This window comes from Bradyrhizobium huanghuaihaiense (assembly GCF_025200885.1).
In the GTDB taxonomy this organism is placed as follows: domain Bacteria; phylum Pseudomonadota; class Alphaproteobacteria; order Rhizobiales; family Xanthobacteraceae; genus Bradyrhizobium; species Bradyrhizobium huanghuaihaiense.
This window is the reverse complement of sequence record NZ_CP104172.1, coordinates 2,998,923-3,023,699: the sequence shown is the minus strand read 5'-3', so window position 1 is coordinate 3,023,699 and position 24,777 is coordinate 2,998,923. Positions and strand designations below refer to the sequence as shown.

The window sequence follows — 24,777 nt, the reverse complement described above, 5'->3', positions numbered from 1 at the left end:
TTCGCGGCTTTCGACAAGCGACGACCGAACGACCGCACGCGATTCACCCTGAAAAATAAGGGTGGATCGCACTGCAGCCGCTTTTTCTCCCCGTTTTTACGGGGGAGAAGTGAAGAGGAGGAGGCTAGACGCGCTCGATGATGATGGCGGGCGCCATGCCGCCGGCGGCACACATGGTGACGAGGCCGCGCCTCAAGTCGCGCCGTTCGAGCTCGTCGAGCACGGTGCCGATCAGGATCGAGCCGGTCGCGCCGATGGGATGGCCGAGTGCGATCGAGCCGCCATTGACGTTGACCTTGGCGCGGTCGAGCTTGAGGTCGCGGATATATTTTTCCGCCACCACCGCAAAGGCCTCGTTGATCTCGAACAGATCGATGTCGTCGATGGAGAGGCCTGCCTTGGCCAGCACCTTTCGCGTCGCCGGCACCGGCGCGTTCAGCATCAGGGTCGGCGAGTCCCCCATATTCGCCATCGCGACGACACGGGCGCGGGCTTTAAGGCCATGCGCCTTGGCATAGGCTGGCGAAGCCAGCAGGATCGCGGCGGCACCGTCGACGACGCCGGATGAATTGCCGGCGTGATGCACGAAGTCGATCTTCAGGTCCGGATATTGCTGCAGGATCAGGCCGCGATAGGTGGTGCCCTTGTCGTCGAGCGCATAGTCGGCGATGGCAGGGAACGCCGGCTTCAGGCTGCTGAGGCCTTCCATCGTGGTCTGTGGGCGCGGATATTCCTCGTGGTCGAGCGCGAGGCTGCCGTCCTCGCGATGCACGGGCACGAGGCTCTTCTTGAAATGGCCGTTGGCCATCGCGTGCGCGGCGCGCTTCTGGCTTTCGAGACCGAGCGCATCGACGTCATGGCGCGTGATGCCTTCCAGCGTCGCGATCGCGTCGGCGCAGACGCCCTGATGCGACTGCGGATGCTTTGCCCGCAGGCGCAGATTGCCGGAGTCCATCATCATCGGCCCGCCGCCGCGCCGTCCTTCCATCGACATTATCTCGCAGCCGCCGGCGATGACGAGGTCTTCGGCGCCCGCCATGATCGAGGATGCCGCCATGTTGACGCTGGTGATGCCGGAACCGCAGAAGCGATCCAGCGTCACCGCGCTGGCGCGCACATCATAACCCGCATCGAGCGCGGACATGCGGCCGAGATCGCCGCTTTGCGTTGCGACCTGCGCGCTGCAGCCCCAGACGATGTCGTCGACATCGGCGGTATTGATGCCGGTGCGATCGGCGAGCGCACGCAGCACGGTTGCACCCAGCTGCTGCGGATGAATGCCCGAGAGTGCTCCCTTGCCGGCCTTGCCGACGCCCCGCGGGGTACGGCAGGCATCGATGATCAGCGCGTCGGTCATGGGCGTTGTCCTCTTGTTATGAGTGTTGAGGACGTTTTGAATAAGGGGGAGAGTGGTGTCAATGCGGGACCCCTGCCCTTCGCCTCTCCCCGCTTGCGGGGAGAGGTCGGATTTTACGCGCAGCGGAAAATCCGGGTGAGGGGGAGCTTCGGCAAGGACGGTGACAGATGGACTCGCGGAGAGAGCCCCTCACCCCTGCCCTCCCAGCGCGAGCGACGCTCGTCGCGCCCCCGTAAGAACGGGGAGAGGGAGAAGAGCTACACCCCCGCCGCGTTCTTCGCGATCACGTTGCGATAGAAACTCGCGCTCAGCTTTGCGGTGCGGACCTGGGTGTCGAAATTGACGTGGTAGAGGCCGAAGCGCTTGCTGAGGCCGAACACCCATTCGAAATTGTCCATCAGGCTCCAGAGGAAATAGCCGCGCACCGGCACGCCCTCGGCGGTGGCGCGCTGCAGCTGGGCGAGATAGTTGCGCAGGTACATGATGCGGTCGGTGTCGTAGATCTTGCCGTCGGGCGAGACCACATCGTCGCCGGAGGTGCCATTCTCGGTGATGTAAATCGCGTCCGTCTTCCAGATCTTCGCCGCAAGCTTCGGCACCCAGTAGATCGTCTCCGGGGCGATGCGGAGCCAGTCCGAACTCATGTGCGGGAACGATTTCGGGATCGGCAGCGGCCTGAAGCCCGCACCCTCCTCGGACGGCACCACATAGTTCTGCGGCGCGTAGATGTTGAGGCCGAGGAAATCGACCGGCGAGGAGATGATCTTCAACTCGGCGTCGGTGTATTTCGGCGCGTCGGCGCCGGCGTATTTCAGGAAGGCGTCGGTGTAACGGCCTTCCATGATGACGTTGAGATAGCCGGCATTCATCTCGCGCAGCGCGATCTCGGCGGCAAGGACATGCTCGGGCGTATCGATCGCGGGAACGCAGACGTCGATGTTCTCGGCAGGTCCAACCCTGGTGCCGCGGCGGCCATGGGCCCGCACCGCCTGCACCGCGAGCCCATGCGCGAGCGCGCTGTTGTGCCTGACCTGGTTGACCTCTCGTTGCGGCAGCGTCAGGCCGGGCGCGTCGATGCCAAGGCCATAGCCGAACTGCACGAAGCGGCCGCTCTCGTTCAGCGTGAACACGTTCTTGACGCGATCGGTCAGGTGCTCGGCGACATAGGCCGCATAGTCGCCGAAGATCTTGCAGGTCTCGGTCGATCGCCAGCCGCCGAAGCGGTCCTGGAGCGATTGCGGCAGGTCCCAATGATAGAGCGTCGCCCACGGCTCGATGCCGTTCCTGAGCAGCTCGTCGATGAGCCGATTGTAGAAGTCGAGCCCGCCAGCGTTCGGCTTGCCATCCCCATCCGGGAACACCCGCGGCCAGGCGATCGAAAAGCGATAGGCCTTGCAGCCGAGTTCCTTGATGAGCGCGATATCCTCCTTGTAGCGGTGGTAGTGCTCGTTGGCGCGGTCGCCGGTCGAGCCGTCCTCGATCTTGCCGGGGATGCGCACGAACTTGTCCCAGATCGAGACCCCTCGCCCGCCCTCATTGACCGCGCCCTCGACCTGATAGGACGAGGTCGCCGTGCCCCAGAGAAAGCCTGCCGGAAAGCCGCTGTCGCGCGAGGCCGCGGCCGCCGGCCTGGCTTCGGCGCCGTCCAGTGGATTTGCGATTGCGGCCGCGGACAATCCCGCCAGCGCGGCAAACTGGCGACGCGAGACCTTGTCCGACATGTGATGCTGCCCCGAGGTGGTTGATGGGGCCCCACAATGACCGGTCACGGGCAATTTGAGAAGCAGTGGAGGCAGGAGCTGACGATACAAAAATGCAGAAGCGCGCCCCCGCGCCGCAGCGCACTATTCAGGCTCGATGCCGAGCCCCTGGATGATCTTGCCGGACGAGGCGAGCTGGTCGTCGAGGAAGCGTTTTGCGCCTGCCGTCGTCACGGCATCGCCGACATGGACATCGAAGCCGAGGGTGGGTGCGCGCTCGCGCACATCGGACGATTCCAAGGCGCGCGCGATCTCGGCGCTTAGTTTTTCGACGATATCGGCCGGCGTGCCGACCGGGGCCATGAACATGAACCAGCCCTGGAGATCGACGCTTTGCAGCATCTCCGCAATCGCAGGAACGTCCGGCAGGGAGTCGATCCGTTTGGAACCTGCAACGGCAACAGGTCGCAGCGTACCTGCCTTGATGAAGGCCTCGGCGATGGATGCCGATTGGATCGTCACCTGGATGCGACCCGAGATGGCGTCCTGCACCGCATTCGTGGTCGTGTTGTAGGGGATGAGGACAAAACCGGTCCCGGCGCTTTTGTTGATGGCCTGAGCGATCAGGCCCGAGAGGTTGCGCGCACCGTCGACGGCAAGGCTCAGCGAACCGGGCGACGATTTTTCGAGCTTGATCAATTCCGGCAGCGAATTGGCCTTCACCTCGGGATTGACGAGAAGGACATGGTTGCTTTTTGCCACCATCGCGACCGGCACGAAGTCTTTCACGGGATCATAGGGGAGCTTCTTGAATGTGTAGGGATTGGTGACGAGCGCCGCCGATGTGGCGAACAGGAACGTGTAACCGTCTGGCGCTGCACGGGCGACCGCCTGCGTGCCGACCAGGTTTGCGGCGCCCGGACGATTCTCGACGACGAACTGCTGCCCGAAGGTCCGCGAGAGCTTCTCGGTGATGAGGCGACACATCACGTCGGGGCTGTTGCCTGCCGGCTGCGGCACGACGACGGTCACGGGCCTCTGCGGCCAAGACTGCGCCAAGGCCGGAAGAGAGCAGCAAAGCGCAACGCCGGCGAGCAGCAGACGACGCGATAGTCCGGACATGGTGTTCCTCCCTGAAAGATGCCGCTTTGCGGGCTTTTATTGGTCGTTCGCAGGCCGCAGCCGTTGCCGGCTGCGGCCGCTCGATCAGGCTTCGTCCGCGACGACATTCCTGAGCACACCGATGCGCTCGACCTCGATCTCGACGACATCGCCCGGCTTCATCCAGAGCGGCGGCTCGCGCCGTGCACCGACGCCTCCCGGCGTTCCGCTGACGATGACGTCGCCGGGCTCGAGCCGCGTGAAGGTCGAGCAGTATTCGATCTGGCGCGGGATATCGAAGATCATCTGCTTGATCCGCGCTTCCTGCATGACCTGTCCATTGAGGCGGGTCTGGAGCTTGAGCTCGTCAAGCGGACCAAGCTCGTCCGGCGTCATCATCCAGGGCCCGAATGCGCCGGTATCCGGAAAATTCTTGCCCGGCGTGAATTGATGCGTGTGACGCTGGAAATCGCGGATGCTGCCGTCATTGTAGCAGGAATAGCCGACGACATGGTTCATGGCATCCGCGCGGGAGATGTAGCGGCCGGCCTTACCGATGATGACCGCGAGCTCGCCTTCGAAATCGAGGTCGGTCGAGACGCGCGGCCGCACGATCGGCCGCAGATGTCCGGTCTGGCTGTTGGCATAGCGCGAAAAGATGGTGGGGTGTTCGACCTCGGCGCGGCCGGTCTCCTTGCGGTGGGTCTCATAGTTCAGGCCCACGCACAGGATCTTGTCCGGGTTCGGGATGACTGGGAGCCAGGTGACTTTTGAGATCGGAACGGCCGCGGCGGAGGTCTTTGCATCCGCAACGCCGGCGAAGGCGGTGCCGATGGCGGCCTTGAGATCGGCATAGCGCGCTTTGAGCGTGGCGCCGACATCAAAAAAGGTCTCGCCTTCGACGATGCCCCAGGTGGTGCGGCCGTCGATCGCTACGGTGGCAAGTTTCACGGTATTCTCTCCATTTTCAGATCGGGAATCTTGTCTTGCTCGGCCGGGACGTCGCGACGACGCAACTCGACCTCGCGCAGAAGGTCGCCGAGCTCGGTGGCATCGCGCGCGGTTCCGAAGACGTAATGATCGGGTCGAACGACCGCCGCGACGACAGCGTGACGGTCGAACCAATTCGCGAGCACACCCTCGGTCTCTTCGAGCGCATCCGGCAGACCTGCGCCGGCAGGCGCGACTGCCGCCGCCGATACGTCCGGGCACACGGCACAGAGCGTGAGCATCGAAGCGGCATCATTGCTGCGACCGTCGATCAACACGCGCCAGCCGGCCCCGGTCACTTCGTCCAGCAAGCGAGCCGTACTGCCGTTCGCGATGCGCGGCTGCGGAAACAGAGTGCCGCGCGCCGGCGTTTCGTGATGCGACAGGCATCCTGCGCGGAGCGGCGGAATGATTTCCTGCCGCGTCAGCAGCAGCGGCTTGCCGCCACCTTCGGCCAGGATGTGCGCATCGCGCCGCCGGGCAGCGGCCGGATCGCGCTCGCAGATCGACTGGCCGATCGCCTTGATCTTGCCGGTCAGCTCGATGACGTGCTGCTTGCGTTCGACCGTGTAGCTGTCGAGCAGGCTGCCAGAGGAGACGCCCTTGAGCACATGATCCAGCTTCCAGACGAGGTTCGTGGCATCGCGCAGGCCCTGGCACATGCCCTGGCCGATGAAGGGAGGCTGCTGATGCGCGGCGTCGCCGGCAATCAGGATTCTGCCGCTGCGCCAGTCGGCGGCAACGAGGGCGTGGAAGCGATAGGAGGCCGCCCGCCACAATTCCCCGTCCTGCGGCGTGAGCCATGGCGCGAGCAGCTTCCAGACATTGTCGGGCCGCTCCATCTGCCGCGCGTCCTCGCCCGCCAGCAGCATGATCTCCCAGCGGCGGTGGTTCTTCGGGCCGATGAGGAAGCTCACGGGGCGCGCTGGATTGCAGAATTGTGCGGAGCATTGCGGCAGACGGGCAAGCGCACTCTCGTTCACGCGCACGTCGACCACCAGCCAGGGTTCATCGAAGATGAGATCCTCGAGCGCAAGACCTGCGATCTGACGCACGGTGCTCGAAGCGCCATCGCAGCCGAGCACATAGCGCGCCGTCACGGAACGAAGCAGTCCATCACTGTCCTTCAGGCGCGCCTCGACGCGATCGGACGTTTGCACGAGATCGAGCAGCTCGACGCCGAGCTCGGCCCGCACATTGGAAAAACCGGTCGCATGGCGGCGCAGCTCGGCCTCGACCGCGGGCTGGCTGAACACCATGCTCGGCGTGTAGCCGAGCGGATAGGGCCTTGCGACCATGTCGATCCGGCGGATCAACTGCCCGTCGACGCCAAAATGCTCCGATGCGGTGAAAGGCTCGATATGGGGCGAGATTGCCGCGGTGAGGCCCATATTGTCGAAGTGACGGAAAATCTCGTGATCGAGCGCGATCGCGCGCGGCTTGTCGTACACGTCGGTCAGCCGGTCGATGACCAGCGTGCGATGACCGAGGCGGCCGAGCAGGCCTGCGGCAACGGCGCCGGTCGGCCCGAAGCCGACGACGAGCACGTCATTGTCGATGGCGCCAGCCGTATCCGTCATGCGCGCGCCGCCGCGAAGGGAATGGCGAGCTGCGCCGTCTTACAGGCCTCCGACTTCGGCGGAGCGATACCCCATTGATCGGTTCGGCCGGGAGGCCAGACCCAATCGCTCGGACCTTTCGCGACATAGCTGTCGTCGATCTGCAAAACCTCGGCGGTGTATTCGATGACGCTACCTGCCGGATCGACGAAATAGGCGAACACGTTGTCGCCCGGGCCGTGACGGCCGACGCCCCAGCCGATCGGATAGCCGTGATCGATCATGCGACCGGAGCCGCGCATGACGGACTCCAGATCAGGCATGAGGAAAGCCACGTGATTGAGACCGTTGCGAGGGGCCTCCGCCAGCACGATCGCATGGTGGTCGCTGCTGCAGCACAGGAACGCCATCAGCTTGGACCGATCCGATAGCCGGAATCCCAAGGTCTCCTGATAAAATGTCGAAAGCGTTTCGATGTCGGCGCTGTTGATGTTGACATGCGCCAGCCGCTCGGGGCGATCGGCGATCACGCGCGCCGGCCTGGTGCGATCGCCATGAACGAACTCGATGACGCAGCCCTGCGCTTCGCGAACCACGAAACTTGTCCCGCCCGACGGCGCTGGCGACGGCGCGGGTGAGCTGATCACCTCACAGCCGGCCTGCCGCGCACGCGCGAAAAGGTGGTGCAGATCATCGTGCGAGCGGGCGCGGAAACTGATCTTGCGCAGCGATGTCGCCTCACCCGGCGTGAGCTCGAGGACGTGGAAGTCGCTGCCCGTCGCAGCAAGGTACACGGTGCCGCCCGCTTCCGCCGCGACGTCGAGGCCCCAGACCTTGCTGTAGAACTCGACCGAGCCGGCAAGCTGCGACGTCGTGACCTCGACGCTGCGCAGGGCCGTCACGGGAAAGTCGGGCATTGGGCGTCCTTATCAGGGGATGCGAACGTCACTTCATTAATATGTACAAAATCACACGTAAAGCATAAATTTATAAATAATCGCCAAGAACTCTGCTAATGTACATAAGTGCTGGAGATTCTGATGGATGCCCATGAGAACTGACATGAGCACTGACATGAGCACTGACCTGCCAAGCCAGAGGGTCGAGCAACCGGCAACGCTGGCGACCACGATCTACGCACGCCTCAAGGCCGACATCCTGACGACGCGGCTCGAGCCCGGTCGCAAGCTCCAGTCGCGCTTCCTGATGGAGCAGTACAACGTCGGGCAGACCCCGCTGCGCGAGGCGCTCAACCGCCTGACCACCGAAGAGTTCGTCGTCGGCATGGAGCAGCGCGGCTTCTATGTGAAGGAGGTCAGCAAGGAGGAGCTCCAGGAGCTGACCAAGACGCGGTGCTGGGTCGAGGGTCTGGCGCTGCGCGAGTCCATGCAGAATGCGACCCAGACCTGGGAAGAGGCTCTGCTGGTTGCGCATCACCGGCTCGATCGTACGCCGCGCTCGCTCAAGCCCGACACATTCGAGGACAATCCGGATTGGGAGAAGGTGCACCGCGCCTTCCACGCGACGCTGATCGGACTTTGCGGCTCACGGCCGCTGCTCGGCTTCTGCGAGCAGCTCGCCGACCGGCTCTATCGGTATCGCATGATGTCGATTGCGAAGGCCTATCCGGCGCGCAAGGTCGGCGCCGAGCACAGCGATATCCTTCAGGCGGTTCTCGCCAGGGACAGCGAGCAGGCCGTGCGTCTGCTTCAGCAGCACTATCAGCGTACGGCCGACGTCATCTATTCCGATCTCGACGGATTGCTGGCCTAGCTTCGTCTTGGAGACATGGAGCGCTGCGGTCAGCGCGAGCGCTTCGGCAGCTTTGGAAGCTTGTGAGGATCGAACGCCGGCAGCTGTCCGGTTTGTTCGGGTACCGCCGGAGGCTGCTCCGTCAGAATGAGCGTGCCGTGGAGAACCATTCCCGGCACTTGTTGTGCCGTAGCCGTGTAGGTCGCGATCTTGCCGGGGCAGCTTCCCTCGATGTCCAGCGTCAGCTCGTCCTCGATGCCGAAGACCGTTGCACGTCCGTCGGTATGACGCTTCGTCGACACGGTGGCGGTGAAGCGATCTCCGTCCACTTTGCAGGAGCCGTGATAGGTCATCAGGCTGTCGCGGCCCCAGATCTGGCCGTCTGCAACATGGACGATCCCGGTGCCCTGATCGATCGGCGTCTTGTACCAAGCCGCGTAGGTGCCGTCCTTCAGCATGGGAGCAGTCTCCCCTGGTAGTCCCACACAGACAATCCGCACGATCAGCGCTAAGAAAGCGTTAATCACGCGGCCCGTGACATTCCGGGACGTCCCTGCGCAGCTCCTCTTCAAGCTCCTCGATGATGCTGTGAAGCAGACACGCGGCAAGCGGGTCGGTCACTTCCAGCTCCAAACGCCGGTAACGCGCGATCTGGAATTGCCGCTCTTTCAACTGGTGCTCTGTCATCAGATGGGCCCTCCGGCGAAATGACGCGGAAACAGCCCAGCAGTTTCGTTAAAGTTTTCGGATCATTTGACATGGTTTCCGATCGGTAAAGGCTACGCGCCGGCTTTCGCCCGCGCGCAGGAGCCTCTCAATCCTACGGCACCTCGCCGCTCCTGCGCCTCTCGCCGATGCTGTGAGGCTTGTTGAGGAAAAACTCCCGATTGCCGAGAGCTGCTTCCGCGTATTGATCGATCGCGACCTGGATCGCTTCGACGTGCATGCGGCACCAGCCTTCGAGGCAGGACAGGCGCCGCGCGTGCTCGAGAGCCTTCAGAAATTCCGGAGGCTCCTGCATGTCGGAGAAGTAGGTCGGCCTCTCTCCCTTCATGCCCGCGCCACCTCTCTTGGCGGAACAAGGCGGCGCTTCTCGACACCGATGCGCGATGGCGCCGGCCGCCGGCGGGGAACGAAGAGGCTGGCGACGACGATCGGGTCGGTGTCCCCGAGTGCAGCCCGCTCCTGGACGAGCCCGCTCATCACGGTGCGCATCTTCATGACCTCCTCAGCCACGAAGGTGCAGTCTTCGTCCCGGTTGATTTGCTCATGCATGATGGCCTCGGCCTCACGCATGCTCACACGTAACGCCCTGATGATCTTGCGGATTTCATTGATTCGGTTGTCCATGGCTCGCTCCTTGGCTGGACGTCCAGCATAAGAACAAATCATGAACATTGAGTCAATCGGCCGGAAGTAGAACCCAGCCCGGCTCACCTCCCCTTACGGGAGGCGTCGCCGCGGCGAAGGGTGAGCCTCGCTAGGACGACAGTCGAAGCCAGACGTCCTTGCTCACCAGCGTACCGCTCGGCGTGGCGATCTCCATGTCCACGACATGCAGGGAGCCGGGCTCGTCTGCATAGATGTACCTGAGGTGCCACATGCGGCCGAGGTCCGGCGAAATGACGAAGTCGTCCAGTCCGTCGGTGATGGCCCTGATCGCCTCGCGGTGGGTCAAGGGCGCGGAAAACATCGCATCGATCAGGTTGGCGAGGGTCATGCCCTCGACGAGCATGAGGCGCGCGACCTCGTCACCGTAAATGTGTCGGAGCGCCGCGACGATCGCGGCGACGGCGTCCGGATTTTTCAATGACACGACAAAGCGAGCCTCCGGGCCCATGATGCCGGAGGCGGGATATTCTACGCAAGCTGTCTGCGCATGGCGGACGGAGTATGTCCGCCCTGAGCTCCCCTCCTCTCCGTCCGGGACCCTCGGCGCGCCTAGAACGTCACCCGCATCCCCGCATAGAACGCGCGCGGCCGGGCCGGGCTCAGCGAGCGCGGATCGGTGAAGTCGGCGCCGCCATTGGTGAAGTTGGGCAAGGCTTCGCGGTCGAAGAACTGTCCGTAGGTGGCGTAGCGCTTGTCGAAGATGTTGTCGACGCGGCCGTAGAGCTGGAAGTTCTTCGTCACCTGATAGGAGGTGTGGAGATTAAACACGGTGTAGGATGGCAGCTTCGAGTACTGGTTGGATTCGTCACCGACGAAATACTGGCTGGAGACGAACAGCGCATTGCCGCCGACCTTCCAGACGTCAGTGACGTTGTAGTCGATACCGACCTTGACCCGGTGGCGCGGGATTGCGGGGATCTGATCGCCGGGCAGGACCTGGATCGTCTCGGTCACGGGATCCCTGAACGGGCTTTCAGAGCCGAGCTCGAAAGCGTCGAGATAGCGTGCGTCGACGAAGGCGTAGCTCGCCTGGAACTGAAGCGTGGGCGATTTGATGTTGACCTCGGCCTCGAGCCCCTGGCGCCTGGTGCGGCCCACGTTCGTGAAATAGCCGAAGCCGGTGCGCCCCACTGCGGGAACGGCGACAATGTCGTCATAGTTGGTGGCGCGGAATGCGCCGACCTTCCATCCGAGCGAGCCGATGTTCAGCTCCTTGGTGCCGCGGAAGCCGGCCTCCACGGTCTTGGACACGACCTGCTTCAGCGGCGGATCCGAAACCAGAAACGCTGCGAGCAGGCAGGGCCGGACCGGGTCGGCGCAGCCGAGCTCGAGCGGCGTCGGCACGCGGTTGGCCTCGGAATAACCGGCATAGGCCGTCAGCTCCGGCGTGATCTTGTAAGTGCCGCCGATCACCGGATTGAAGCGGGTGAAGGTGTGGTCGCCGTTGAGACTGGTGCCGAGCTGGTCCTCCAGCGTGATGCGCGCCACGTTGAAGCGGCCGCCGCCGGTGATGGCGAAGGCATCCGTGACGTTGAACGTGTCCATCGCATAGAGGCCGTTATATTGATTGACGGTCCGCAGCGAGACGGGACCTGCGACGGTGTCAGGTACGCCGGTCGGCCCGAGGAAGATACCGCTGCCGCTGACGACGTAGTTTTCTCCCATCGTGCCGATCTCGGCGGTCGCGTTGTAGCGCGTGACACTGGCGTCGTAGCTTGTGCCCATGACGAAACGGTTGTCATGCCCGAACAGCTGATCGGTGTTGGTGGCCTGCCCCGACACGCCGAAGGTGGTCGAGCGTATCGAGCTGCGGTCGATCTCGCCGAGGATCGTTCCCGGCGCAAAAGGATTGGCGAGCTGCACGCCGTTGGTGCCGTTCGCCGGCGTCGTATCGTCGCCGAAGCAGAGCAGCGTTGGATCCGCACCGCATTCCTGCACGTCGGTCGGATTGCCGTCGACCAGCTTCTGCTCGTACCTGCGCAGATGCGCGGTGCCTTCCAGCGTCCAGGTCGGCGTCGCATCGACCTTGCCGGTGAAATTGAGATAGCCAACGCGGTTGCTCGTGGTCTGCGGCGTCGTGTAGGTCGCGCCCCAATATTTGTCGAGCAGCTCGGCCGGAACGGTGGCGCTGGCGCCGAAATCGTTCTTTGCAAGGCCCATGTTGACGTGGAATTCGCTGTCGCCTTCCTTGTAGCCGACATCACCGTAGAAGCGCCGCACGGTCGATTGGGAAAAATTGCGAAAACCGTTGTCGCGCAGGCCTTCGAGCGCGGCATAGACGCCGTAATTCTTGTCGACGGTCTTGCCCCATTGCGCCGAGCCCTGGACGCGGCCGAACGAGCCGCCCATCAGATCGAGCTCGGCACCCTGATAGGTGAAGCCGTCCTTCATTTGCAGGTTGAGCGCACCGCCGAGCGCATTGAGGCCGAAGGCGGGGTTGTTGGTGACGAGCGTCACCGACCTGATCGCGGCGGTCGGGATCAGGTCCCAGTTGACGGCGTCCGAGAAGGCCTCGTTGATGCGCACGCCGTTCTGGTACACCGCAAGGCCCTGCGGCGTGCCCGTCACGGGCGAAGCGACGAAGCCGCGGAATTCGACATCGGGCTGAAACGGATTGCCGGTGACCTCGGTGATGTTGACGCCGGCGATGTTGTCGCGCAACGCGTCGGTGATGTTGAGCGAGCCGGTGCGCCTGATCTGGTTGGCATCGACCGCGTTGATGGCCGAAGGAACCTTGTCGACGTCGAGCCCCCTGCCGGTGCCCGGCGAGGTCGGGTAGACGTAGATTCGTGACTTGGGGCGATTCGACGATGAAGCTCCAGCTTGGGCCACCGGCCGCGTTGGCGTCGTGCGCCTCGCTGTCGACGGCGACGGTGCCGACACTTCGACCGGCGGCAGGTTCTGGACGTTGGTTTCCTCGTCCTGCGCAGCCCCGGCAGGGCTCGCGACGACCAATCCCGACAACAGCCCCGTCGACACCGAGGCCATCAACCAACGACGCTTGATCCGAAAACGCTTGCCCATCCCAGCCTTCCCACCCGTAACCACCGGCTGTTCTGATCTTCGCCGTTTGGTGCAGACGAGTGTAATCGGCAGCAGCTCACGCGCCAGCCACAAAAGGTCGGGCGATATCCGCACCCGTTTTCCCGACCAAATCGGGAATTTTTCCCGATCGTGTCGCGCCATCAGGCCGCCGCCGTCGGCACCAGCGCCTCGACGGTCAGGCCGCCGTCGCCGGAGACGACATTGAGCGTGCCGCCCAGCGCCAGGATCCGCTCGCGCATGCCGACAAGGCCGAAGCCGAGCTTCTGGCCCGGCTCCATGCCGCGGCCATTGTCGCTGACGCGCACCCGGGCGCAGAGCCGGCCGTCGCGCGTGAGCTGCTCCGCGGGCTCGATGACGACATTGACCGCGGTCGCGCCGGCATGGCGGAACACGTTGGTGAGCGCCTCCTGCACCACGCGGTAGATGGTGAGGTCAGCGGTCTCGCCGGTCGCTCCGAGCCGTGGCGAGATCGTGGTTTCGATGGTGACGTCGGGATGCGACTCCCGCCACAGCCGGGACAGCGATTCCAGCGCCTGGCCGAGGCCGAGCTCGGCAAGGCCGACGGGGCGGAGGCGCTCCAGCACGCGGCGCGTGAATTGCTGGAGCGCGTTGATCTGCTCCAGGAGGGCACTGCCATGCTTGCGCACCGCCTCTGCGCTTGGCGCCTTCCCGTCCGCGAGCTTTGCCAGCGCGCTGGCATGGGCGCGCAGCGAGAACAGATAGGGCCCGAATTCGTCGTGCAATTCGCGCGCAATCTCCTTGCGCTCGACGTCCTGCAGCGACACCGCGCGCTCAGCGAGGCGCCGCTTGTCCTCGACCGCCTCGCCGAGCGTTGCAGCAAGATGATTGAGCCTGGTGCAGATGGCAGCGAGCTCCGGCGCGCCGCCCGGCGCGACACGCGCCTCGTAGTGCCCGCCTTCGAGCTTCCCCATCACCTCCGTCAACGACTGGAGCGGTGCCAGCGCCCGGCCGACCACATTCATCATCAGGAAAAACAGCGCGAGCGCGATCACCGAGCCGACCTCGAGCTGGGTCACGATGCCGTCCCAGATCTCGGCAATCTCGTCGTCGGGATGCGAGGTGATCCGGAGCGAGCCCGGCCTGCCATGGATCGACACCGGCACGCTCACCGCGGTCTGCTCGGGATGCACCAGGCTGACGAACCAGGCCGGCGGGGCGCGGGTGTCGTCGTCGGCATCGGGCCGCGGCGGCGTCAGCGGGTTCCCGCCGGCATCGTGAAGCGCGATGCTGACATGGCGCAGGCGGCTGAGATCGCGGGCGATCTGGTTCAGCCGCGCATCCGGATCGGGCGCCTCGTTGAGATCGGCAACGATCATCTCGATGAATTCGCGCGCGAGGCGGATCACGCTCTGGTCCTCGGCCTGCACGCGCGGGCCAGCCTCGGCGACCTGGCGGCCGATATTGACCGCGAGCCCCAGCGCCAGCAGCAGCGCCAGCAAGAGGTTGATGCGCCCGCGCAAGGATAGATTCTGCCACATTGATGTCGCCCATGCCTCGCGAAGGTTGGCCCGCGCCTGTCCGATGACGTTGACAGGGGCGAAGCGCCCGATATCTAATCGAAAGCGTACAGCAATCCCGACCGGGTTGCATGAGGCGACATGAGGGCGCGCGGCGCTCCTGTTCGGTATCATGCGGCGCGACAACAGGCCGGCGCTGTTACGGGGAAACGCCTATGCGCATTCTGATCGTCGACGATCATCCCATTGTCGCCTCCGGCTGCCGTGCCGTGCTGGCCGACGAGGGCGAGATCGAGATCCTGGAGGCCGCCGACGCCGAAGACGGCGAGAGCATCTTCATCGTCGAGCGCCCCGACCTCTGCATCATCGACATCAACCTGCCGACCGTGTCCGGCTTCGAGCTCGCGCGCCGCATCCTCGAGCGCGCGCCCGAGGCCCGCATCATCATGTTCAGCATGAACGACGATCCCGCCTTCGCCGCGCGCGCGATCGAATGCGGCGCCAAGGGCTACGTCTCCAAGACCGGCGATCCCGACGACCTCGTCGAGGCGATCCGCGCGGTGGGCGGCGGCGGCACCTATCTGCCTACCGCGATCGCGCGCAGCATCGCCTTTGCCGGACCGGCGCTGACGCAAAGTCCGCTGTCCAAGCTAAACGCACGCGAGATGGAGATCCTGCGGCTGCTCAGCGCCGGCAAGAGCCTATCCGAAATCGCCTGGCTGGTGCAGTCGTCCTACAAGACGGTGGCCAACACCTCCTCGATCATGCGACAGAAGCTCGGCGTGAAGACCTCGGTCGAGCTGGTCCGGCTGGCGATCGACAGCGGCGTCGCCTGACGACGCGCGCCGCCGCAAATTCGGTCACACAAGCGTTGCAATGTTGATGTGGTTAAGTGCCACTGGAGCTAAGGGCATGACGATTCAGACTGTCTCGACCAACAAATCCTACGGCGGCGTGCAGGGCGTCTATCGCCATGCGAGCCAGGCGACCGGCACCGACATGGTGTTCTCGGTCTATGTTCCGCCGCATGCCGACGGCGCCAAGCTGCCCGTGATCTGGTACCTTTCCGGCCTCACCTGCACGCATGCGAACGTCACCGAGAAGGGCGAATTCCGCGAGGCCTGCGCCGAGCTCGGCTTGATCTTCGTCGCGCCCGACACCTCCCCGCGGGGGCCCGACGTGCCCGGTGATGCCAACAACGCCTATGATTTCGGTCTCGGCGCCGGCTTCTATGTCGACGCCACGCAGGAGCCGTTCGCGCGCAACTATCGCATGTGGAGCTATGTCACGGACGAGCTCCCCAAGCTCGTGGCGGAGAACTTTCCCGTCGATGCCAAGCGGCAGTCGGTGATGGGGCATTCGATGGGCGGCCATGGCGCGCTGACGGTGGCGCTGCGCAACCCGCACCGTTTTCGCGCCGCGAGCGCCTTCGCGCCGATCGTGGCGCCCTCGCAGGTGCCCTGGGGCATCAAGGCCCTGACCGGCTATCTCGGGCCGAACAAGGATGCCTGGCGCAACCACGACACCGTGGCGCTGATCGAGGACGGTGCGAAATTTTCCGGCTTCCTGGTCGACTATGGCGATGCCGACAATTTCCTGAAGGAGCAGCTCAAGCCGGAGCTGCTGGACGCCGCCTGCAGCAAGGCCAACATCCCGCTGACCCTGCGGCGCCAGGCGGGGTATGACCACAGCTATTATTTCATCTCGACCTTCATGAGCGATCATCTGCACTGGCATGCTGCAAGATTGACGGCGTGATCTTTCTTACCCTCCCCTGGAGGGGGAGGGTCGCTTCGCATCGAGCGAAGCGAGAGGTGAAGCGGGGTGGGGTGATCTCTCCACTCGGGCACCGCTTCAAGGGAGAGACTGTCACCCCACCCCGCTCGCGCTTCGCGCGATCGACCCTCCCCCTCCAGGGGAGGGTCAACAACCCCTACTCCGGCTTGCCGTAATTCGGCGCCAGCAGGCGGTTGCGGATCAGGTAGCTCATCGTGCGCGTCCAGGATTCGTCCGTGTTGCCGCGCATGTCGGCGCTAGCGGCCGTGATCATGCTGCCGGTCTTCACGTCGCGCAGATAGACGTTGAGATTGATGATCAGGTTCGAGACCTTCTGCACCATACCGGTGATCTCGAGCTCGGCGCCGAGCTGGCCGGCAAGCTTGAGGTCGCAGCCGCCACAGGCCTGCAAATTGGCATGACGGGCGGCGTCCCTGACCGGCGCGATGTCGAGCACCTGGAACTTGCCCGACTCTGCCAATTCCTTGCGCAGCTGCTCGCTGATGCGCTGGAGCCGCGCCTCTTCCGGCTTGGAGCCGTAGAACTCGCCGGGCAGGCTGGTGTCGATCAGCTCGAAATCGAACACGGCCAGCTTCGGCGGGTCGGCGAATGCAGCCGAGCCCGTCAACAGCAAAGCGATGAAACATGTCAGCGCTCGCATGATCGTGATTCCGCCTCCTCTCGCCGCGACGACGAAATGCGGGGTTGCATGCCCTGACAAATCGGTCATGCTTGAAGCAGAAACAATTCTCCACCGGCGGTCAAGCCGGGGAGAACGCCTGGAGGAAATATGATCCGATGGTTGGTCGGCCTGGTCGGCTGGAGTCTTGCCGCGACGAGCGCGCTCGCGGCCGACCCTGTCACGATCGGCGTCGGCTATCTCGGAATCGCCGGCACCAGATCGACGCTGTCGCTGGTCGAGCAGCCCGCCGAAAATGACGGCGTCGCCGGCGCGCGCCTTGCCATCGAGGACAACAACACCACCGGAAAATTCACGGGCCAGCGGTTTGCCCTGGAGGAGCGACGCATCAGGGAAGGCGAGGATCCTGTCCAGGCCGCAACCGCGCTCGCCGAAAAGAATGGCTTCATCATCGCCGACCTGCCGGCCGATGCGCTCCTGAAGGTAGCCGACGCCCTGCGCGAGCGCGGCACGCTGCTGTTCAACGCCGGGGCGATCGATGAGCGGCTGCGCGAGGCCGATTGCCGCGCCAACGTCATCCACACCGCACCGACGCGCGCGATGCTGGCGGACGCGCTCGGCCAATATCTGGTGTGGAAGAAGTGGTCACGCTGGCTTCTGGTGGTCGGCTCGCATGACGAGGACAAGCTGTTCGCCGACGCGCTCCGGCGCACCGCGACGCGGTTCGGCGCGAAGATCGTGCAGGAGCGGACCTTCGAGGACAAGGGCGGCGCGCGGCGCACCGACTCCGGTGTCACGCAGATCCAGCGGCAGATGCCGGTGTTCACGCAACAGGCGCCCGCCTACGACGTGCTGGTCGCTGCCGACGAGAGCGAAGTGTTCGGCGCCTACCTGCCCTATCGCACCTGGGATCCGCGGCCGGTCGCGGGCTCGGCCGGCCTCGTGCCCCGCAGCTGGGACGCTTCGCAGGACCAGTGGGGCGCGATCCAGATGCAGAACCGCTTCATCAAGCTGAACGCGCGGCGCATGACTGCGCTCGACATGCAGGCCTGGACTGCGGTGCGCATGATCGGGGAAGCCACCTCGCGCACCAATTCCGGCGACGTCAAGAAGGTCACCGACTTCATCAAGGGCCCGGACTTCTCGGTCGCCGCCTTCAAGGGCACGCGGCTCACCTTACGCGACTGGAATCTGCAACTGCGCCAGCCCATTCTGCTGGTCGACGGCCGCATGGTGGTGTCGGTGTCGCCGCAGGAAGGATTCCTGCACCAGGTCTCCGAGCTCGACACGCTCGGCTACGATCGCCCGGAGAGCAAATGCAAGCTGAAATGAGCGATGTGATGAGATCGAGCCCTCGCCGCGACGACGCTGCGCTCCCTCCCCCGCCTGCGGGGGAGGGTTGGGGAGAGGGTGTCTCCACGCGCGATAACACCCAAGAGGAGAGAGCCCTCTCCCGTATCGCATCTAGCGATGCGATACGACCTCCCCCGCAAGCGGGGGAGGTGAAGACAGCTCGCGGACAGATGTCGCGCATGCTACGGGCGCCGTTGCTGTTGGCTCTCGCGCTCGCCGCCACGCCCGCGCATGCGTTCATCGCCTATGTCTCGAACGAGAAGAGCAACACGGTCTCGGTGATCGATACCGACAGCTGGACCGTGACCAAGACCATCAAGGTCGGCCAGCGCCCGCGCGGCATCGATTTCACGCGCGACGGCAAGTTCGTGATGGTCGCGGTCGGCGACGACGACACCATCCAGGTGATCGACGCCAAGACGCAGGCCGTGGTGGACAGCCTGCCCTCCGGCCCCGACCCGGAATTATTCGCGCAGGATGCCGCGGGAAAAGTCCTCTATGTCGCGAACGAGAACGACAACACGGTGACGGTGATCGACCTCGAGAAGCGCGCGCGCCTCGGCGACATCCAGGTCGGCGTCGAGCCCGAGGGCATGACCATCAGCCCTGACGGCAAAACGCTGATCAACACGTCCGAGACCACCAACATGGCGCATTTCATCGACACTTCGTCGCGCCAGATCGTCGCCAATGTGCTGGTCGATGCGCGGCCGCGCTTTGCCGAATTCAAGCATGACTCTTCGGAAGTCTGGGTGTCCTCGGAGATCGGCGGCACCGTGTCGGTGATCGATCCAAAAAAGCACGAGGTGATCGGCAAGGTCACATTCGAGATCCCGGGCTTGCGGAAGGAGGCGATTCAGCCGGTCGGCATCGGCATGACCAAAGACGACAAGACCGCCTTCGTCGCGCTCGGCCCCGCCAACCGCATCGCCGTGGTCGATGTCGCCTCGCGCAAGGTGACGAAATATTTGCTGGTCGGGCAGCGCGTCTGGCACATGGCATTCACGCCTGACGAAAAATACCTGCTCACCACCAACGGCGTGTCGAACGACGTCTCCGTCATCGACGTTGCCGCGCAAAAGGTGATCAAGACCATTCAGGTGGGCGAACTGCCCTGGGGCATCACGATCGCGCCATGACCAGCCCTGCCCTCATCACCGAACCACGCGAGACGCCGAAGCCTGATGCGGTCGTGGTGCCGGCGCTGTCGATCGACGGCGTCAGCCATTCTTACGGCCCGCGGCGCGCGCTGATGGACGTATCCTTCAACGTGCAGCCTGCGAGTTTTACGGCGCTGCTCGGGCTCAACGGTGCCGGCAAGAGCACGCTGTTCTCGCTCATCACGCGGCTGTTCGGCATTCAGAGCGGCCGCGTCGGCATTTTCGGGCATGACGTCAGCAAAAGTCCCGGCGAGGCGCTGCGGCTGCTCGGGGTCGTGTTCCAGCCGCGCACGCTCGATCTCGACCTGTCGCTGACGCAGAATCTGCTCTATCACGCTGCGCTCCACGGCATTAGCCGCCGCGAGGCCTCAGCGCGCAGCGCGGAGCTGCTCGGCCGCATCGGGCTTTCCGATCGCGCCGGAAGCAAGGTCCGCGACCTCTCGGGCGGCCAGATGCGGCGGCTGGAAATCGCACGTGCGCTCTTGCACCGGCCGCGCCTGCTCCTGCTGGACGAGCCGACCGTCGGCCTCGACGTCAAGGCGCGCGCCGACATCATCAGCCATGTCCGCCAGCTCGTGACCGAGCAAGGCATCGGCGTGCTCTGGGCCACGCATCTGTTCGACGAGATCATGGCCGGCGACGATCTCGTGGTGCTGCATCAGGGCAAGGTGCTGGCGCAGGGGCCGATGAGCCGCGTCATCGCGGAGGCCAGCGCGCAGGACGTCAACACCGCCTTCATGCGCCTGACCGGCGCGCAAACCATGCCGGGAGGCGGCGCATGAGCAGCATCACCACGCGCGATGCGCCGCGCGGCTTCTCGTTACAGGAGTACATGACCTGCCTCACCGGCATCGTCTGGCGCGAGGGCCTGCGCTTCCTGCATCAGCGCGAGCGCTTCGTCTCGGCGCTGGTGCGGCCGCTGGTGTGGCTCTTCATCTTCGCCGCCGGTTTCCGCCAGGTGCTCGGCATCTCCATCATCCCGCCCTACGAGACCTACATCCTCTACGAGGTCTATATCGCGCCGGGGCTGATGGCGATGATCCAGCTCTTCAACGGCATGCAGTCCTCGCTGTCGATGGTCTATGACCGCGAGATGGGCAACATGCGCACGCTGCTGGTGAGCCCATTGCCGCGCGGCTTCCTGTTGTTCTGCAAGCTGCTTGCGGGCACAGCGGTGTCGCTGCTCCAGGTCTATGCGTTCCTGCTGATCGCCTGGTTCTGGGACATCACGCCGCCGCCGTCGGGCTATCTCACGGTGCTGCCGGCGTTGATCCTGTCGGGGCTGATGCTGGGATCGCTCGGCATGCTGATCTCGTCGGGCATCAAGCAGCTGGAGAACTTCGCCGGCGTGATGAACTTCGTGATCTTCCCGATGTTCTTCGCCTCCTCCGCGCTCTACCCGCTCTGGCGGGTGGAGGAGGGCAGCCCCTATCTCTACTATCTCTGCGTGGCCAATCCGTTCACCCATGCGGTCGAGCTGATACGTTTTGCACTCTACGGGCAAATCAACTGGATTTCGCTGGCGGTGGTCGCAGCCTGCACAATCGTCTTCATGATCGGCGCAATTCTGGCCTATGATCCCTCGCGCGGGCTGGCGCGGCGAGGGCCCGCGGGAGGCGAAGGATGACGGTTCGGGTTCTGGCGACGGCTGTTCTGGCGCTTGCGCTTGCGAGCACGGCCGCGCGCGCGGCCGATCCGCGCTATCCGGACTGGCCCTGCACACAGGCAAAAGTGCCGGAGATCTCGCTTGCCGCTGTCTGGGCCGGTCCTGCGCTCGGTGACGCCGAGACCAAATGGAAGGACGACGCCAAGGTCAGCGCGCTGGTCTCGAAGCTGGCGGCGCGCAAGACTCCGCTGGATGAGGCCGAGAAATCAGTGAGGGAGTTCCTGAGCGGCTCCGCCGCCGACAAGTCCGCGAACGCCAAGCTGCTGTTCGCCGGCCTGTTCGACACGCTCAACGCCCAGCGCTCCCAGGTCATACTCGGGCTCGAGCGCGTCAGCCGCAAGCAGCGCGACGCCGCCGACAAGATCCGCGAGGAAACGCTTCAGCTCCAGGCGCTGCAGGGCGCGACACCGCGCGACGAAGCCAAGGTCGAGGCGCTCAGCAACGAGCTGATCTGGAAGACCCGCATCTTTGAGGACCGGCACAAGGTGGTGCGCTTCGTCTGCGAGGTTCCGACCTCGATCGACCAGCGCCTGTTCGCGCTCGGCCGCGTGATCCAGCAGGAAATGGAATAGCGTCAGCCAAGCTGACGGCTCACGAAAAGTTCCCGCGATCGCCTCGGGAACGTTAACTTTTTGCCGCGCTATGTGCCGGAACCAAACCGATTTATGATGGCTTGTCGAAGTCAACTCCAGACGTCGGGAGACCTCGATGGGAACAACAAGATTCATCTTCGCGGGCGCTGCGGCCCTCTGCATGCTCGCATCCAGCGCTCTCGCTGACGACATGACCGGAATGGTCACGCGGATCGATCGGCTCAACGGCACGATTTCGATCCAGCAGACCCAGAAAGGCACGGTCGGCACCAGCGCCGGCGGCGCCGGCGCGCTCCAGGAGTACAAAACCAAGGATGCCGCAATGCTGGATGCGGTTCATGCCGGCGACAGGGTGACGTACTCGGCGACCGACACCAACGGCACGGGGACGCTGACGAAGCTGCAGAAGCAGTAAGGTGATCTCTTCGCCTCTCCCCGCCGCGGGGAGAGGCCGGAATTCGCACGTAGCGCTCTGCCCACAACGTCATTGCGAGCGCAGCGAAGCAATCCAGCATCTTTCCGCGGAGGGACTCTGGATTGCTTCGCTGCGCTCGCAATGACGCGGAGAAGGCTGCGTCTCTCTCTGACACCTCCCCCGCGGAGACTCCCCCCACTCTGCAAGCGGCGCGAGGGAGCGGACCTGCAACGTGGCCACAGCCTCCTGCATCACTGCTCCGGCCGAGGCTCCGGCTGCGCGTCTTCCGTCGGAAGCTTCGCGTGCTCCCAGCCGTCGGTGCCGTCAGGATACCAGGCGATGTTGGAATAGCCGTAAGCCAAGGCGCGCTTGGCGGCGTTCCAGGACATCCAGCAATCGGCGAGGCAATAGATCACCAGCAGCGCGGCCTTGTCGCCGCGCGAGGCAGCCGCGAGGCCGCGCCGGAGATAATCGTCCATGGCCGGCGGCAAATTGCCGTAACCGGAATCGGGCAGCCACAGGCTGCCCGGAATGTTCCTGCGCGGGGCATCGCGCCACACCGTGCCCTCGGGCAGGTTCTTCGGCTTCGGCGGACGCGGCATTACGTCGATGAACACGCCGCTTTTCGCGCGCCATATGGCCTCGGCGTCAGCTGTGGTGAGCACGCGCGCGCCAGCAAGCGTCGCCGGCACCGGCGCGCGGTAATTATCAGTGCGATAGCCCTCGGGCTCGAACGGCTCCTGCTGCTGCGCGAATGCCGGCACCGCCAGAATGGCGGCAACCAGCACAGCGGCAAGACGCTGTCTCATGGCGTCTTCTTGGCGGTCTCCGCACCGAGCGGCCGGTCGCTCTCGTCCAGCAGCGGCACGCCGAAGTCGAGCAGGATCTTGTTGATCTCGCCCTGGTTCTCCTGGATCAGCTTGTTGAGCTGCCGCTTCCAGTTCTGATCGGCGGGCCGCACGCCCATGCCGATGCGATAGACCAACTTCGGGCCCGTCGTTTCCTTCACCAGCGGCGTGACATGGAGCGAAGAGCCGGCCTTCTTGGCGTAGTAGCCGGCCATCGGCCCCCACAGCACGCCGGCATCGATCTTGCCGGCGGCGAGGTCGTCGATCATCGCCTGCGCCGAATTGTCGAAGCGCGTGTCGATCATCAGCGGATATGGCTTTGCGTCGCCCATCAGGCCTGCAAGCGCCATGTTGGTCGCCGGCGGCGTGCCGGCGACGATGCCGACGTGCTTGCCCTTGAGGCGCGCGTCCTCGAGCGTGTCGACGTCCTCGAGCCCACTGCCGGCCTTGGCGACGAGCGCATAGGTCGTGCGGTAGTAGGGATTGGTGCCCTGCACGAGATCGTCGCCTTGCGGGAAGCCCATGATGACGTCGCAGCGATGCGCGCCCAGCGTCATCCGCACGAAGCCGGTGGCCTGCGGGAAGAACACGTAGTCGAGCTTCTTCTGCAGCTTGTCCGCCAGGAATTCGGCGAGCTTGTTCTCGAAGCCCTCGCCCTTCTCGTTGGAGAACGGCAGATTGCGCGGGTCGGCGCAGACGCGGAGCACCTTTGGATCGACCAGTTCGAACGAGAGATCGCCGGTCTCATTCGTCTGCGCAACGGCGACATCGCCGAGTGTGCAGCATGCAACCAGGACCCATAGTGAAAACAACCAGCGACGATGTCGTCCGGCCTCCGTCATCGCGCTTCCTCCTCGTTTTGTTTGAATGTTATCCATGCAACGCATGACGCGCCATGTTTTGCCAAGCTTTGTGCTGGCTTCGCCTTGCTGCAGTGCAATGCGGAAAACCCTTTGAACTGAGGCGGAAAAGTGTCTCGCATTGCTCTCGTGATCGCAGCCTTGTCCCTCGGAGCAGCGACGCTAGCACGCGCCGGGGCAGCCGAATTGCCTGTGAGCGAAGTCGCGCCGGGAATCTTCGTACACTCCGGGACCATCGCCCTGATGAGCCGCGAGAACGAGGGCGACATCGCCAATGTCGGCTTCATCGTCGGCGATGATGCCGTGGCCGTGATCGACACCGGCGGCAGTTTTCGCGAGGGCGAGGCGCTGCTGGCGGCGGTGCGAGCGCACACGTCCAAGCCGATCCGGTACGTCATCAACACCCACGGCCATCCCGACCATGTCTTCGGCAACGCCGCCTTCGTAGCCGACGGAACCAGCTTCGTCGGCCACAGCAAGCTGCCGCAGGCGCTGGCGAGCCGCGGGCCGTTCTATCTCGACAATTTCAGACGCATCATGGGCGGCGAGCTGATCGATCCCGTGAAGATCGTGCCACCCACCCTGCTCGTCACGGACACACTGGCACTCGACCTTGGCTCGCGCCGCCTGACCTTGCGGGCATGGCCGGCCGGGCACAGCGACAACGATCTGACCGTATTCGACGAGACCACCAAAACCCTGTTCGCAGGCGATCTCGTCTTTCTCCGCCACATTCCGGTGATGGACGGCAGCATCCGCGGCTGGCTTGCCACGCTGAAGGCGTTGGAGGCCATCCCGGCACGGCGCGTCATTCCCGGTCACGGCCCTGTGAGCGAGTGGCCTGCGGCGCTGAGTGATGAACGGCGTTACCTGTCAACGCTGTTGTCCGACGTCCGCGCACTGAACAAGAACGGCGAGCCAATCCGGGCCGCCGCGGACAAGGCGGCCGCTGCGGAGCGGCCGCAGTGGCAGCTGTTCGAGGACTACAACGCCCGCAACGCAACTGCAGCATTTTCGGAAATTGAATGGGAGTAGCTGGCACGCTACGCTCAGGCCGAACTCTGCTTCGCGCGTAGGACCATGACCGGACCA

At 64.4% G+C, this 24,777-nt stretch carries 26 protein-coding genes; 10 read left to right on the top strand and 16 right to left on the bottom strand.

Annotated elements, in window-relative coordinates:
- Nucleotides 1-124: 124 nt before the first annotated feature.
- The 6 genes from N2603_RS14265 to N2603_RS14240 all read right to left on the bottom strand — a co-directional run bounded on the left by N2603_RS14265 (nt 125) and on the right by N2603_RS14240 (nt 7,624).
- A complete protein-coding gene (locus N2603_RS14265) occupies nt 125-1,357 on the bottom strand; it encodes an acetyl-CoA C-acetyltransferase (RefSeq protein WP_260389307.1) in 1,233 nt (410 codons plus the stop codon).
- Nucleotides 1,358-1,614: 257 nt separating this feature from the next.
- The gene (locus N2603_RS14260; protein WP_260389306.1) at nt 1,615-3,078 is read right to left on the bottom strand and encodes a GH1 family beta-glucosidase; all 1,464 of its coding nucleotides are present in this window, start codon (nt 3,076-3,078) and stop codon (nt 1,615-1,617) included.
- 123 nt (nt 3,079-3,201) lie between these two features.
- Nucleotides 3,202-4,179, bottom strand: coding sequence for a Bug family tripartite tricarboxylate transporter substrate binding protein (locus N2603_RS14255; protein ID WP_260389305.1), 978 nt, complete (start codon nt 4,177-4,179; stop codon nt 3,202-3,204).
- An 84-nt stretch (nt 4,180-4,263) separates the two neighbouring features.
- Nucleotides 4,264-5,109, bottom strand: coding sequence for a fumarylacetoacetate hydrolase family protein (locus N2603_RS14250; RefSeq protein WP_260389304.1), 846 nt, complete (start codon nt 5,107-5,109; stop codon nt 4,264-4,266).
- Nucleotides 5,106-6,728 carry a bifunctional 3-(3-hydroxy-phenyl)propionate/3-hydroxycinnamic acid hydroxylase gene (locus N2603_RS14245; protein ID WP_260389303.1) on the bottom strand — a complete coding sequence of 541 codons (1,623 nt, stop codon included), beginning with the start codon at nt 6,726-6,728 and terminating at the stop codon, nt 5,106-5,108. Before N2603_RS14245 ends, N2603_RS14250 begins: the two co-directional genes overlap by 4 nt.
- Nucleotides 6,725-7,624: a VOC family protein gene (locus tag N2603_RS14240; RefSeq protein ID WP_260389302.1), complete on the bottom strand. Its 900-nt coding sequence runs from the start codon at nt 7,622-7,624 to the stop codon at nt 6,725-6,727. Before N2603_RS14240 ends, N2603_RS14245 begins: the two co-directional genes overlap by 4 nt.
- 157 nt (nt 7,625-7,781) lie before the next feature.
- On the opposite strand from N2603_RS14240, the gene N2603_RS14235 reads away from it, so the two are divergent.
- A complete protein-coding gene (locus tag N2603_RS14235; RefSeq protein WP_260424196.1) occupies nt 7,782-8,480 on the top strand; it encodes a GntR family transcriptional regulator in 699 nt (232 codons plus the stop codon).
- Nucleotides 8,481-8,509: 29 nt separating this feature from the next.
- Here N2603_RS14235 and N2603_RS14230 read toward each other — a convergent pair whose 3' ends face one another.
- From N2603_RS14230 to N2603_RS14200, 7 genes are all read right to left on the bottom strand, one after another.
- Nucleotides 8,510-8,917, bottom strand: coding sequence for a hypothetical protein (locus N2603_RS14230; RefSeq protein ID WP_260389301.1), 408 nt, complete (start codon nt 8,915-8,917; stop codon nt 8,510-8,512).
- Between the two features lie 61 nt (nt 8,918-8,978).
- Nucleotides 8,979-9,146, bottom strand: a complete 168-nt coding sequence (locus N2603_RS14225) for a hypothetical protein (RefSeq protein WP_018642702.1) — start codon at nt 9,144-9,146, stop codon at nt 8,979-8,981.
- A gap of 133 nt (nt 9,147-9,279) precedes the next feature.
- Entirely contained in the window at nt 9,280-9,513 is a 234-nt protein-coding gene (locus tag N2603_RS14220) for a hypothetical protein (RefSeq protein WP_018642701.1), read from the bottom strand.
- Nucleotides 9,510-9,809 (bottom strand): hypothetical protein, encoded by a 300-nt coding sequence (locus N2603_RS14215; protein WP_018642700.1) that lies wholly within the window; start codon nt 9,807-9,809, stop codon nt 9,510-9,512. Before N2603_RS14215 ends, N2603_RS14220 begins: the two co-directional genes overlap by 4 nt.
- Nucleotides 9,810-9,939: 130 nt before the next feature.
- Complete coding sequence (locus tag N2603_RS14210; protein WP_260389300.1) at nt 9,940-10,299, bottom strand: hypothetical protein; 360 nt, start codon at nt 10,297-10,299, stop codon at nt 9,940-9,942.
- 101 nt (nt 10,300-10,400) lie between these two features.
- Nucleotides 10,401-12,875 carry a TonB-dependent receptor gene (locus N2603_RS14205; RefSeq protein WP_260389299.1) on the bottom strand — a complete coding sequence of 825 codons (2,475 nt, stop codon included), beginning with the start codon at nt 12,873-12,875 and terminating at the stop codon, nt 10,401-10,403.
- A 161-nt stretch (nt 12,876-13,036) separates the two neighbouring features.
- A complete protein-coding gene (locus N2603_RS14200) occupies nt 13,037-14,395 on the bottom strand; it encodes a histidine kinase (RefSeq protein ID WP_260389298.1) in 1,359 nt (452 codons plus the stop codon).
- A 194-nt stretch (nt 14,396-14,589) separates the two neighbouring features.
- Here N2603_RS14200 and N2603_RS14195 point away from each other — a divergent pair, with 194 nt between their 5' ends.
- Together N2603_RS14195 and fghA are read left to right on the top strand one after the other, a co-directional pair.
- A complete protein-coding gene (locus N2603_RS14195; protein WP_018642696.1) occupies nt 14,590-15,210 on the top strand; it encodes a response regulator in 621 nt (206 codons plus the stop codon).
- Between the two features lie 76 nt (nt 15,211-15,286).
- On the top strand, nt 15,287-16,132 hold the full coding sequence (gene fghA / locus N2603_RS14190; protein ID WP_260389297.1) for an S-formylglutathione hydrolase: 846 nt from the start codon (nt 15,287-15,289) through the stop codon (nt 16,130-16,132).
- A gap of 175 nt (nt 16,133-16,307) precedes the next feature.
- Here the strand turns inward: fghA and N2603_RS14185 are convergent, their stop codons facing one another.
- Complete coding sequence (locus N2603_RS14185) at nt 16,308-16,880, bottom strand: DUF3280 domain-containing protein (protein WP_260389296.1); 573 nt, start codon at nt 16,878-16,880, stop codon at nt 16,308-16,310.
- Between the two features lie 60 nt (nt 16,881-16,940).
- Here N2603_RS14185 and N2603_RS14180 point away from each other — a divergent pair, with 60 nt between their 5' ends.
- The 6 genes from N2603_RS14180 (at nt 16,941) to N2603_RS14155 (ending at nt 21,977) form a co-directional block, all read left to right on the top strand.
- Nucleotides 16,941-18,122: an ABC transporter substrate-binding protein gene (locus tag N2603_RS14180; RefSeq protein WP_260389295.1), complete on the top strand. Its 1,182-nt coding sequence runs from the start codon at nt 16,941-16,943 to the stop codon at nt 18,120-18,122.
- 191 nt (nt 18,123-18,313) lie between these two features.
- On the top strand, nt 18,314-19,282 hold the full coding sequence (locus N2603_RS14175) for a YVTN family beta-propeller repeat protein (protein ID WP_260424195.1): 969 nt from the start codon (nt 18,314-18,316) through the stop codon (nt 19,280-19,282).
- Entirely contained in the window at nt 19,279-20,085 is an 807-nt protein-coding gene (locus tag N2603_RS14170) for an ABC transporter ATP-binding protein (protein ID WP_260389294.1), read from the top strand. The genes N2603_RS14175 and N2603_RS14170 overlap by 4 nt, the downstream gene beginning before the upstream one ends.
- Nucleotides 20,082-20,930: an ABC transporter permease gene (locus tag N2603_RS14165; RefSeq protein WP_260389293.1), complete on the top strand. Its 849-nt coding sequence runs from the start codon at nt 20,082-20,084 to the stop codon at nt 20,928-20,930. The genes N2603_RS14170 and N2603_RS14165 overlap by 4 nt, the downstream gene beginning before the upstream one ends.
- Nucleotides 20,927-21,541 (top strand): hypothetical protein, encoded by a 615-nt coding sequence (locus tag N2603_RS14160; protein ID WP_260389292.1) that lies wholly within the window; start codon nt 20,927-20,929, stop codon nt 21,539-21,541. Before N2603_RS14165 ends, N2603_RS14160 begins: the two co-directional genes overlap by 4 nt.
- Nucleotides 21,542-21,677: 136 nt before the next feature.
- Entirely contained in the window at nt 21,678-21,977 is a 300-nt protein-coding gene (locus N2603_RS14155) for a copper-binding protein (RefSeq protein WP_260389291.1), read from the top strand.
- Nucleotides 21,978-22,228: 251 nt separating this feature from the next.
- On the opposite strand, the gene N2603_RS14150 is transcribed toward N2603_RS14155, so the two are convergent.
- Complete coding sequence (locus tag N2603_RS14150) at nt 22,229-22,786, bottom strand: PQQ-dependent catabolism-associated CXXCW motif protein (RefSeq protein WP_260389290.1); 558 nt, start codon at nt 22,784-22,786, stop codon at nt 22,229-22,231.
- The gene (locus N2603_RS14145; RefSeq protein WP_026311944.1) at nt 22,783-23,667 is read right to left on the bottom strand and encodes a substrate-binding domain-containing protein; all 885 of its coding nucleotides are present in this window, start codon (nt 23,665-23,667) and stop codon (nt 22,783-22,785) included. The genes N2603_RS14150 and N2603_RS14145 overlap by 4 nt, the downstream gene beginning before the upstream one ends.
- 129 nt (nt 23,668-23,796) lie before the next feature.
- Between N2603_RS14145 and N2603_RS14140 the strand changes: the two genes are divergently transcribed.
- Entirely contained in the window at nt 23,797-24,720 is a 924-nt protein-coding gene (locus tag N2603_RS14140; RefSeq protein ID WP_260389289.1) for a quinoprotein relay system zinc metallohydrolase 2, read from the top strand.
- The last annotated feature ends 57 nt before the right edge of the window (nt 24,721-24,777 follow it).